The organism is Sinomonas sp., assembly GCF_036848755.1.
Lineage (GTDB): Bacteria > Actinomycetota > Actinomycetes > Actinomycetales > Micrococcaceae > Sinomonas.
The window spans coordinates 1-11,754 of sequence record NZ_DAIUJO010000111.1; the positions used below are offsets into that span (position 1 = coordinate 1).

6 protein-coding genes and 1 pseudogene are annotated in these 11,754 nt (G+C 64.6%); 1 reads left to right on the top strand and 6 read right to left on the bottom strand.

What is annotated here, in order from left to right; genetic code table 11:
- Positions 1–157 precede the first annotated feature (157 nt).
- From V7053_RS15235 to V7053_RS15250, 5 genes and pseudogenes are all read right to left on the bottom strand, one after another.
- Positions 158–2,095 carry a bifunctional lysylphosphatidylglycerol flippase/synthetase MprF gene (locus tag V7053_RS15235; RefSeq protein ID WP_334173119.1) on the bottom strand — a complete coding sequence of 646 codons (1,938 nt, stop codon included), beginning with the start codon at positions 2,093–2,095 and terminating at the stop codon, positions 158–160.
- A gap of 72 nt (positions 2,096–2,167) precedes the next feature.
- Positions 2,168–2,827 (bottom strand): annotated as a pseudogene (locus V7053_RS19105) (rhomboid family intramembrane serine protease); the annotation flags it as partial.
- On the bottom strand, positions 2,824–4,215 hold the full coding sequence (locus V7053_RS15240) for an alpha/beta hydrolase (RefSeq protein WP_334173120.1): 1,392 nt from the start codon (positions 4,213–4,215) through the stop codon (positions 2,824–2,826). The gene V7053_RS15240 and the pseudogene V7053_RS19105, both read right to left, overlap by 4 nt.
- Positions 4,216–5,032: 817 nt before the next feature.
- A complete protein-coding gene (locus tag V7053_RS15245) occupies positions 5,033–7,423 on the bottom strand; it encodes an excinuclease ABC subunit UvrA (protein ID WP_334173121.1) in 2,391 nt (796 codons plus the stop codon).
- Between the two features lie 92 nt (positions 7,424–7,515).
- Entirely contained in the window at positions 7,516–8,844 is a 1,329-nt protein-coding gene (locus tag V7053_RS15250) for a hypothetical protein (protein ID WP_334173122.1), read from the bottom strand.
- A gap of 167 nt (positions 8,845–9,011) precedes the next feature.
- Here V7053_RS15250 and V7053_RS15255 point away from each other — a divergent pair, with 167 nt between their 5' ends.
- Entirely contained in the window at positions 9,012–10,112 is a 1,101-nt protein-coding gene (locus tag V7053_RS15255; RefSeq protein ID WP_334173123.1) for a Gfo/Idh/MocA family protein, read from the top strand.
- Positions 10,113–10,156: 44 nt separating this feature from the next.
- Here the strand turns inward: V7053_RS15255 and V7053_RS15260 are convergent, their stop codons facing one another.
- Positions 10,157–11,659, bottom strand: coding sequence for an arylsulfotransferase family protein (locus V7053_RS15260; protein WP_334173124.1), 1,503 nt, complete (start codon positions 11,657–11,659; stop codon positions 10,157–10,159).
- Positions 11,660–11,754 lie beyond the last annotated feature (95 nt).

Here is an 11,754-nt window from a genome sequence, read left to right on the forward strand (position 1 = left end):
ACCCCGAGAGCAGCAGCACGCCGCCAACCGCCGCGACCGCCCATCTCCTCGCCATCGCTGAACCGTCCACCGTTTCTCCCCCCATCAGAGATGCTTGCCTCCAGTCCGGGAAGGGTCCTAGCGGCTTTGGCGTCCCCGGCGCCGCCATGTCACGCTATTACCGCCCCTGCACTCCCCCGCCATACTCTGGTTCCGGGCCCACCGTTCGGAGCGTGCTCGAAGCGCTCTGGGCCTTGTGCCGGACCAGCATCTGTCGGAACAAGCCCAGGCGCCGCAGCATCGAAATGTCGCCAAGGTAGGCCATGGCGATCGCGTTGGCGGTGTTCGGCAGCACAGCAGCTTCCGGGTAGACCAGATAGAGCGGCTCGTAGTACGGAGCGAATTTGCTTTTAAAGGCCATCAGCGAGCGGAATCCGTACACCGGTTCCAACCGCTTGCCCACCCAGTCAAGGAGACGCCCACTGGCTGTGCTGGCACCGTCGTCGGCCGTCTGCACCGAACGCACCAAGGGCACGCCGGAGAGACTGACGTAGGCATAGCCCTCGTCCCTCAGCGTCAGCGCTGCGGTGGCGATGAGGAACTCCATGCTGTTCGGGAATCCGTTCCGGCGTCTTCGCATCAGGTCCAGCGTCCAGCCAGCGATCGTGCCCTCGTGGTACACCGGCAGCCAGGAAGTGACAGCGTGCACGGTGAGGTTTGCGTCCAGGGCAAGCAAGCATCGGACCTCCGGGTCTTGAAGCTCGGCAACGCCCCCCAGAGTGAATCCCAGTTCCGGCAGCTTCTGATCCGCGATCCATTCCTCGGACAGCTCGTGAATCTGTCGCCGGATTCGTGACGACGCCGTCGCATAGCTCACCCACTCCGCGCGGATCCCGTCCTTCTGAGCCCGATTCAAAGCCGACCGGACGTTCTGGAATCGCCGGCCCGAGAAGGTCAGACAAGCCAAAGGGAGAATTGCCTGCTGCGCGATTTCCATGGAGCGCCAACCTATCGCGCTGGTGATGCCGAGGAGTTCCCGGTTAGCCGAGTAGAAGCACGGAGTCCACCCATTGTCCCCGCAGAAGCGGGCGAATCCCTCGACGCCGGCCCGGGAATCGACGGTTGGCGCCACAGGAGGACCGAGGGCCAGGGCAATGCCGAAGATCACCCGGTACGCCACGTACCCGCGGCCATCGGGAGTGAACCAGTAGCGGTTACCCGACCAGGTGGTCATCCACGAAAGCGGGCTTCCCGAGGCGGACCGCAGGATAGTTCGCACTCTCGCAGGATCAGTACCGTCCTCGGTGCTGGCGGGCTGCAGGAAAGAGACGAGGACGAGCGTTCCCGTCACCAGCCAGAAGGCTATCCCGGTGCCTTCATAAAGAAGCACGGCGCGGGTGCTTTCGGGGAAGATCGCGGGGGGGATGTCGAGGGTATAGCCGAGTGGCAGGAAGCGGTCGGGCACGTCGGCCACGAATTGTGTGAGAGAGGGAATCGGAGTGAAACCACGCGAGAGCGCCACACCGCCGGAAACATAGACCACCGCGAGCCCTATGCCGACCAGCAGGATCATTAGTCCGAGCCGGCGATATGTGCCGCGCGGTGCGGTAAGGGTGAAGAAATTTCGGAATCCTGCGATGAGCACGAACAGGACGACCGGCAGCAGGAGCGGAAGCACAAGGCCCAAGGGATGGTGCGAATGGCTCAGGTCCGGAAAGCCGACGCTCTGCTCTTGGATCATGACAGGGAGCGTCGGCCACAGCACCAAGAGGATGTGGGTCACCGCTAGAGCAGCCATGCCGCCGAGCACCACGAGAGTTGCCCCCCATGCAAAGCGGCGACCGCGCCGCAACCCCTCAGCACATACGAGCAACAAGAGGCAGGGAAGGATAGCCATGAAGATCCCCCCGGCACCGGCCCGCAATTGGAGGAGCATCATCTGGCATCCAGACGAATTCAGCGGGTTCGCGCACGTACTCGCGAGCACTTTGGGATCGACGGACTGGATATCGGTAAACAGGAAGCGGAGCACCGAAAGGGGCCCCGACGGATTGGGGGACAGCCCAGCGATAACCGGTCCGACCGCGCAGGCCGTGACGCAGAGGGCCAGCAGCACACGTGCCTCCCTCCGGGAGATCGTGGGCCAGGCAAGCACCGGGCGGCGTCCCCAGAGAAGCGGCCCCACAAGGACTCCGACGACGGCGGCAGCCAGCCTGACGAGGTCGGCGAAAGATCCTTCGTAAAGGGCAAGGACCAGCAGCAGGAGGGGGACGCTGGTCCGAAGACGACGCCGCCAGAGGGCCGGCAACGTAGCGGTAGCGGCCATCATCGCCCCGCAGAGGGCCGCGGTTAGACCGAGGTACCGGTGGGACATCAGGTCAGCGGACCAGAAACCCATCATTCCGCGGATCGCCCACGTCAGTCCCGCTGCCGCTATGACGCCGAGAATCTGGCTCGCTGCAGCCGCTGCAGCGAAACGGGGTGAGCCCAATCGCCGCTCCAAGGGGACGCCGACCAGCAGCAGGGCGACGGTCGACGCCACGCAGACCGCGGCCCCCTGCACCCAAAAGGCCGCTGTCACCAACGACCACGGCCGGGCAAAGAGGGTCCAAGCGGAAGCTCCCACCCGTTCCCTCATCGCGTCGGCAGGAAGGCTCTGCAGGATGGGGGTGGCCCCCTGGACGGCCCAGAGCAGTATGGCGTAGCCGAGTGCGACGGGTGACGATCTGAGCGCTCGGACGAGCCGCGGGGCCGAAGGCGCCCTGAGCCTCCGTCGCCAGCTCGGGCGAGTGAGTCTCGATGGGGATCCGACGCCGCCCATTTCCGTGGGCCCCCGTCCACCCGTCATGGTGCGGAAAGCCCGAAGCGGACGTACAGCAGCGGCAGGCCGGTCTTCAGCCCATAATCGACGGAGTCGCCCCGATGTCCGATGTCGTTTCCCGTGAACCGGTAGGTAGTCATGCCTGCGGCTTTGGCATCAGCCTCGGCGGCCACGGCCTGCGGGGTGAAGGTCGTGTCCAGCGAGCCGCTCGTGAAGATTGCCAGCTCGTCGCTGTACGTATGGTCCTTGAGGATAGTCGCTGGTTCTTCGGCCGTGAATTCGGCTTGGTTCCCGCGGAAGATGGTGTTGATGGTGTTCTGGACGCTGCCGTTGAGAGGTTGGAGTTCGCCCGAAACATCGAGCAGTGAGCCGAAGAGGTCCGGCCTCTTCGCTGCGACTGACAGGGCGCATTCGCCACCGTCCGAGTAGCCAGCTATGGCCCAGTTGTCCCTGCCTGGAGCTACGTTGAGCTTCGTACGGATGAAATTCACGACATCAGTGGTGATGTAGGTGTAGACATTGCCGCTTGCGGAGTCGACGCACACCGGGTTCTGGTACGGATTCCCCAACTGGTCAACGGTGAGGAAGAGAGGGGCCAGGCCGTGGTTCTTCGCGGCCAAGGCATTGAGCTCCGCGACGGCGGATTTGTCCTGGTCGGGGCTTCCCGGCTGACCCATCATCATCACGATGATCGGCAGCGGCGGCGGGTCCGCAACCAAAGCGGCGGGTGGCAGATACAGGTATGCATCGCGCGCTTGGAATCCCGACGCTGTGGCGGGGATCTTGACGGCGCCGACTCGACCGGTCTTCGGCATCCCGACCGGCGGATTCCACGTCTGCCGGAGCGGCGCCGTGCTGGTTTGGGGCGGAGCCTCGGCGCGCTGCACCTTGGACTCCTGCTGGGGCAGGGCAAGGTAACTGCCGGCGTCCACCCCCATGAGCGAGCCGAGGGTGGGGTTGAGTCCATACCCCGCGTTGATTCCCAGGCCCGCGGTCGTCGCGAAGACAATGGCCGAGCACCCGGCAAGGATCCTCCGCAACCAGCGTGATCGCCAGAAGTTCACCAGGGCCAGAGCCACGGCAGCGAAGGCGGCGATGACCCATGCCCGGGTGTCCGGGTCGAGCGGGAGTCCGAAGATGTCCAGCCAACCCTCGCAGATGAGCAAGACCAGTACGCCAAGCCCGGCGCCAGCGGTCACAGCGATCAGCGCCGTGAGAACCCAAGCGCGGGGCGACAGCTCAGGGCGGTCAGAGGCCCCGGTTTCCCTCCTCGCCGAGTGGTTGAGTCTGGCGCGGAAGGGTTGCGGAAAGACCACCGGGCGCACTGTCAGATAGACAATTCCCAGGAGGCTGACGGCGTAGAACGCATACAGCAGAGGCCGCTGGACGATATTGAAGCTGTATAGGCTTTCCATGGACCCCCCTCAGGAGGAAGCGCTTCGCGACGGGTATGGTCTCCGTTGTCTGGTTCAAAGTTGGTCTGCACGAAAGGGGCGGTAAAGCCCCGGGGGCGCAATAGAGTCCTGGGGTACTCCGATTCGCGTAATCGACGCGCCGCGCCCAAGGGGACGACGCGTACTCGCGGGTGGCCTTTGCAAGTAGAACGGGAGTGCGCAGAGTGCTACCCGAGGAATCTCGGGGTCTGCCCGAACATCAGGTACCTGCCCCGGCGCCTAAGTGGCCGGGCCTAGGGAATCGAGTAGTGATTACTCAAGACTCCCGCAGCCCCTCACACCAGACTGTATTGACGAGGGAAATGGATCTCCAAGGAGGGCCTGATGTATGCGCACCGCGCCATAGTCATTGACGCTCTCGCGGTCCTTCGGACCTGCGGGCTGGCAGAAGGCCATGCAGGTCCCCCGAAAGGCGTCGAGTCACGAGATGAGCAGGCGCAAGCAGCAGCGGTCGGCCAAGCCATCGAGGCCATAGGACCGAGGAAGTGGGAGGAGCTCACCCACGCACAGCGCCAGATCTTGCTCGTGGCCCAAGCGACGATCCGGCATTATCCCGAACAGGGAGCGGCGCTGACTCGACGCGTCCAGCCACGTCACCATTAGAGCGCTAGAGCTGGCCGGAGCCTTCTCCCGTCCGAACTTTGCCTACAGCGCAGGACTGCGCCCGGGAACGGTCACCCTGCAGTTCGATCCCGGGCGCACGCACGCCTCTCAAGCAATTCCATCTTCCCCGCACACGCGTGCCAAATCCATCGCCTGCAGAGTCCGGAGACTAGGCTCACGCGCCTACATAGGCGGCGAGATGCTCACCCGTCAGCGTCGAGCGGGCAGCCACGAGTTCTGCTGGCGTGCCTTCGAAAACGATCCGGCCGCCGTCGTGCCCCGCCCCAGGTCCGAGGTCGATGATCCAATCCGCGTGGGCCATGACGGCCTGATGGTGCTCGATGACGATGACGGATTTGCCGGAGTCGACCAGCCGGTCCAATAATCCGAGCAGTTGGTCGACGTCGGCAAGATGCAGACCGGTTGTCGGCTCGTCGAGGACGTAGACATCGCCCTTCTCCGCCATCTGGGTGGCCAGCTTGAGCCGTTGCCGCTCGCCTCCGGACAGCGTAGTGAGCGGCTGGCCGAGGGTCAGGTATCCGAGCCCTACGTCCGCGAGCCGGCAGAGGATCTTGTGGGCAGCGAGCGTACGGGCTTCGCCGTGTCCAAAGAATTCCTCCGCCTCTGCAACGGACATTGCGAGCACCTCGGCAATGTTCCTGCCGCCCAGCGTGTACTCGAGCACGGACGCCTGGAACCGCTTCCCTCCGCATTCCTCGCACGTGGACTCCACTGTCGCCATGACGCCCAGATCGGTGTAGATGACGCCGGCACCGTTGCATGCGGGGCAGGCGCCCTCGGAATTGGAGCTGAAAAGCGCGGGCTTGACGCCGCTTGCCTTCGCGAACGCCTTCCGAATCGGCTCGAGCAGCCCGGTGTACGTCGCTGGGTTGCTGCGGCGCGAACCCCTGATGCCGGTCTGGTCGATCACGACGACGCCGTCCCGGCCAGCCACGGATCCGTGAATGAGCGAACTCTTGCCAGAGCCGGCGACGCCGGTCACCACGACGAGGACCCCCAACGGGATGTCGATGTCGACTTCCCGGAGATTGTGCTCGGACGCTCCACGCACCTCGAGCGCGCCCGACGGCGGTCGCACCGAATTCTTCAGGCCTGCCCGATCATCGAGATGGCGACCAGTGATCGTGTCGCTTGCCCGCAGGCCATCGACCGTTCCCTCGAAGCAGACCATCCCGCCCTCAGACCCTGCGCCCGGGCCCAGATCGACGACGTGGTCGGCGATCGCGATCGCCTCGGGCTTGTGCTCGACGACAAGCACAGTGTTCCCCTTGTCGCGCAATTGGAGCAGAAGCTGGTTCATCCGTTGGATGTCGTGAGGGTGCAGCCCGATCGTCGGCTCGTCGAAGACGTACGTGATGTCGGTGAGGGACGAGCCCAGATGTCGGATCATCTTGGTGCGCTGGGCCTCTCCCCCGGAAAGGGAGCCCGTCGGCCGGTCGAGTGAAAGATAACCGAGCCCGATTTCGGCGAACGAGTCGAGGAGGTGCTGGAGCCCTCCGAGAAGAGGAGCGACCGAGGGCTCGTCGAGCGCGCGCACCCACTCCGCGAGATCGGTGATCTGCATCGAGCAGAGATCGGCAATGTTCTTCCCTTCGATCTTCGAGGAAAGAGCCTCCTGGCTGAGGCGCGTCCCCCCGCACTCCGGACAGGTCATGAACGTAATGGCCCGGTCCACGAAGGCACGGATGTGCGGCTGCATTGCCTCGGGGTCCTTGGAGAGCATCGACTTCTGGATTTTCGGGATGACGCCCTCATACGTGAGGTTGATGCCTTCGACCTTGATCTTGGTCGGCTCCTTGTACAGCAGGTCGTGGAGCTCCCGCTTGGAGAATCTTCCGATGGGCTTGTTCATGTCGAAGAAGCCACTGCTGCTGAAGATCCGCCCGAACCAGCCATCCATGGAATAGCCCGGAATGGTGAGGGCCCCTTCGCTCAGCGACTTGCCGGCGTCGTACAACGCGGTCAAATCGAAGTCGGTGACGGAGCCTGTTCCCTCGCAGCGAGGGCACATGCCGCCGAGTCGGTGGAACGTCGCCTTTTCAGTCTTTGTCTTTCCCTCGCCCCGCTCGACCGTGATCGCTCCGCTGGCCCTCACGGAAGGGACGTTGAACGAGTAGGCGTTAGGCGAGCCGATGCGCGGCTGGCCCAGACGGCTGAAGAGGATGCGCAGCATCGCATTGGCATCTGTGGCAGTCCCGACCGTGGACCGCGGATTGGCGCCCATCGGCTCCTGATCCACGATGATCGCGGTGGTCAGCCCTTCGAGTACGTCGACGTCCGGACGGGACAGAGTCGGCATGAAGCCCTGCACGAAGGCGCTGTACGTCTCGTTGATCATGCGTTGCGACTCTGCCGCGATGGTGGCGAAGACCAGCGAGCTCTTGCCCGACCCTGAGACTCCGGTGAAGACGGTCATCCGCCTTTTCGGGATTTCGACGCTGACATCCTTGAGGTTGTTCTCTCGCGCGCCGTGAACGCGGATCAAGTCATGGCTGTCGGCGAGGGGCAGCCCGAATCGGTCTCCAGTCCTCGCGGCCAGGCTCATCGTCTCTCCCTCTCCGAAGCGGCTTCTCCCGTCAGTCTAGGCAGCCACAGTTCAGGGAGGCTTCTTCGATCCTGACGGGTTCCGGGGAGGGGCTATTCGGCCACACGGTACACGTGGAAGCTGCTTTCGCTCTGGAAGCGATCCTCGAAGACGCCACCGGCGCTGGCGGAGATGGTCCGCCCTTCGTCGATGACCTCGACGCTGCGCCCGGCCACTCCCGCTGGCAGAGTGAACGTGCGATCTCCCGGCGGCGCAGCGCCGTCGGTCATAGCGAAGATGTAAACCGACCCGCCGTGCACCTTCAGCATGGTCTGAAGCCCTGGCCCGAAGGAATACGCATAGGACTGCGTGTTGAGGACCGGGGCCAGCCCCTTGATGAGTGAATCGACCTTCTTGGCGGCCGACACCTGGGGGTCAGCGCAGAATCCGGGGACGACCTGGGATTCCCGGAAGATGCTGCCTCCCTGACACGGTCCGCTGAGGCTCTGATTGAAGTACACAATTCCGCGGGCCTCGTTGATGAGGGAACTCATGACGGCCCCCTCGACTTCCTCGGGCGTGATATACGCGGTGAGTGGCTGGCCGCCAGGGCCCCCGTTCAGGTTTTCCACAAACTGCCACAGAGGCTGCAGCCTACCGTCGGCGGCGTCCCGTTGCCGAAGCATCTGAATGGTCTTCCCATAGCTCGAGGCCGACCTGCACGAAGCCTGCGGAATCGGCACGAGGTAATTCTGTCGATACGGCGAATCACTGCAGAAGGGAACCGTGTACCAGTACATGTCCACCGATACCGCGTCGGTGAAGTCGTTGACATATGCGTTGGCATCCGCGGGGGCCATATCATTTGCTAGGACAGACTGCGTGTAGTTGGTGTAGGCGAACCGGCCATCGGCCCTTGCCTGATCACTCAGCTGCTGGAGATGGGCTCTCCCCTGCTGCGGCGCGTAACGTCCGTCAACCTCGTCGTCCAGGAATTCACCGACCCAATTCTTGCTGGCGCGCGTGAAGGTGTCGTTGAGCGGCGGCCCGATCCAGTACATGCCGTTGTCTGCAAAAAGGCTGTACGGCGTCGATGCATCCATTCCGATGTACGTGTTGATTCCGAGACTCTTGTCATATTGGGCCTCAGCGTCAGAGCTTATGCCGTTGTACCACGCAACGATGGGAAAGAAAGCCGGGTCGTCCCACCCCGCTGCCGCGGCCGCGGGGAATCTCTTCCAATAATCCGGGCCGCCTTCCCATGGGATTCGTGGAAGATCGAGGAGTCCTACTTGAGCGTGGGACTCTCCCGCATCGGCCACGAGTCCGCTCGCGGGCAGGATGGCGACAAGCGCTACCCAGACGCACACGAAGATCGCCTTGGCGCTCGCTATCCGGTGCGGGGCAGGGAGGTCCCGACGCTTCCCCTGATGTGCGGACACAGGGGAACTCTAAGGGTCGACCTCGGTTAGGCAATAGCCTCCATCGGCCCTATCGCCAGCCGCGACGATGCCCATCGCCATGGCAACTCTGGCAAGCACGCGCCGTCGGCCGTGCAGCCTCGATAAGGTCGCGTAGACAGAACGGCAAAGGTTCCGGAGGGAGGGGCATGGCGAGCACAGGGAGGCTGCGCGTCGGCGTCATCGGTGCAGCCTGGCGCGGACAGTACTTTCTCAAGCTCATCGCGCGCTTCCCGGAGGTGATGGAATGCATCGGCGTGGTCGCGCGAAGGGAATCCGCGCGGCAGGAAGTGGCCGAACGCTGGGGCGTTGCTGCGTTCGAGACAGCGGAACAGCTTCTCGACGTCGGCAAACCCGATTTCGTCGTCACGAGCGTGAGCTGGGCGGCCAACCCCAGCATCGTGAAGGAATCCGTGGCCCGCGGGGTGCCCGTGCTCTCCGAGACTCCCCCGGCACCGGATCTTGAGAGCCTCCGCGAACTGTGGAGCGCCGTCGGCCCCTCGGGACTGGTGCAGGTGGCCGAGCAGTACGCGCTCATGCCCACGCATGCCGCCAGGCTAGCGGCTGGGCACGCGGGAATCATCGGAGAAATCAGCTCGGTGCAGATCTCGTCGACGCATTTGTACCACGCTGCGAGCCTCGCCAGGCGGTACCTCGGCGTTGGCTTCGAATCCGCGACGGTGAGCGCACGCCGGTTTGCCGGTCCGCTCGTCAATCCCAGTGATCGTTCCGGCTGGACGCACGATCTCGTCCCCAGGCAGGCCACCACCACGATCGCAACCCTCGAGTTCGACAGCGGACGGAGCGCCGTCTACGACTTCACGGACAACCAATCACGCAACCACCTGCGAGCGCGACGCCTCCTGCTCCGGGGCAGCATGGGCGAGATCATCGACGATCGCGTGGTCCGGCTCGTCGACGCGGAGACGATCCTCGAGTCGCGCATATCCCGTCACCAGACCGGGTACGAACTCGACCACGAAGGCTTCGACACCGCCCATCTGAGCCTCGACGGGACCGTCCTGTGGCGCAACCCGTTCTTCGGGCAGAGGTTCAATGACGAGGACGTCGCGATGTCGGCCACGCTCTTGGCCATGGCGGAATGGGTTCGCGGGGTCGGACCGGCGCCGTATCCGCTCGCCGAGGCGGCCCAAGACCAGCTCATCGGACTCGCCATCGAAGAATCGGCCGACCAGCAGCGACTCGTCACGACGTCGCAGGAGGCGTGGACGCCGCTCCCCCGCCGCTGAGCAGCCGTCGGGCTGCCCAACGGCCCTGGGGGCGGTTGAATTGCCTAAGTGCTGATCACCGACGAGGTGGCGAGGACCTGGCCGTGGGCGTCGAGCGCCTGAGCCGCCAGATGCGGGGCTGCTGCGACCGCCACGGAGGTCTCGAAGCCGGTCTTCTTCACGATTGCCGACTCCTTGAGCGAGGAGGCATCGCTTCCGGTGAGGAACCGCCAGCTCGCGACCTCGGTGGCCCCGTTCCAGCTCGCGTACGCCTGCATCGTCGAACCATTGCCCTGGACGACGACGACGTCCGGCACGGTTGTCGGAGTCGCGGTCCACAGCGAGCGGTAGACGCGATATGAGCCGCCGCCGATGTTGGTGGCCTCGAAGACGGGGGTCCCGTTGGCGGTGAACTCGGTGGCTGCGGGGTCGGATCCCCAGCCGACCATGTAGTTGCCGTTCGCGAGGAACTGCACATTGCCCATCGCGTTGCCGCGATGGCCGCCGCGCGCCAGCTCGAGCTTGACCGAAGCGGTGCGCTTCTGCTCGTCCACGTTCAGGAGGAGCCCGCGGGAGGTCCCTGTCGTGCCGTCCTTGTAGTGGTTGTCGAACATGCTGATGACGCCGTTGGCCCGCTGGCGGACGTCGTGCTGCCATGCGAAGACGGCATCGGCCGGGAGGGCGAAATCGCTCCTCTTCCCCCCCAACCGCCACTGGATCGCTCCGGTGGGGTCGACGTTGTAGATCGTGTGCGTGTGCCGGAAGGAAATGAGGTACCCGTCGGAGCGGAGTGAGACGGCGTTGACGTGATAGGGATCGAAAGCCTTGGCAGCACTCGAGCCGTCGGCAGTGGGGTCGTCGGAGGTCTTGACGTAGCTCTCGTCCAGCCCCACGTAGTCGGAGGCCTTCCAGTCGAAGAGCAGGTTGCCCGTGGCGATGTCCACTTCCTGCACGTGGCAGTCGTACATGAAGCCGTTCGCCTGGCCGCCGGCCGGGGTGAGGTCGAACTGGATCGTCGGGTACGAGGTCAGGAGGGCGGTGCCCTTCGGTGTGACCGTGAATTCGTGAAGGTCGGCCTTGAGGCCGTCGCCTGCATTGACCTGGGCGATGGTCCGGTAGGAAGTGTCCTTGATGATGCCGGACCCCTCCCCGTGGCCGCCCATGCCCTTGCCGCTCCAGTAGGTCAGCACGGGCTTGCCCTGGTAGGTCTGGACTCGCAGATCGGTGACGCCGGCGCCGGTGGGCTCCATCCACACCGGACGCCCCTGATTGTCCATGATCAGGCCGTTCGAGCCGTGCCCCATCGGTCCCGCGAAGATCAGGCCCGGGGCCGTGGCCCCCGACGACCAGACGTTGACATGCGGCGTCGTGAGCTTCGTGCTCACGAAGGTCCGGTCAGGGGGAGCTGTCGCTCCTGCCGTCCCTGATGCTGAGGGAGCCGGAGTCGCCGCGGATGCGCTGGGCGGCAGCGGGAAGATGCTCGAGCGGGCGACGGTGGCGCCGGCGGCGGCGCCGAAAACCGCCAGCCCCGCGCCTTGGATGAAATGACGACGACTGACCCTGACCATGGCTGCCATCCTATGAACGGACCCTGTGGCGGCGGGAGCCCCAACCTGTAGTTTTACTGAGAGAGTGCCGGGAGCAGGCCAACGGTCTGCTCCCG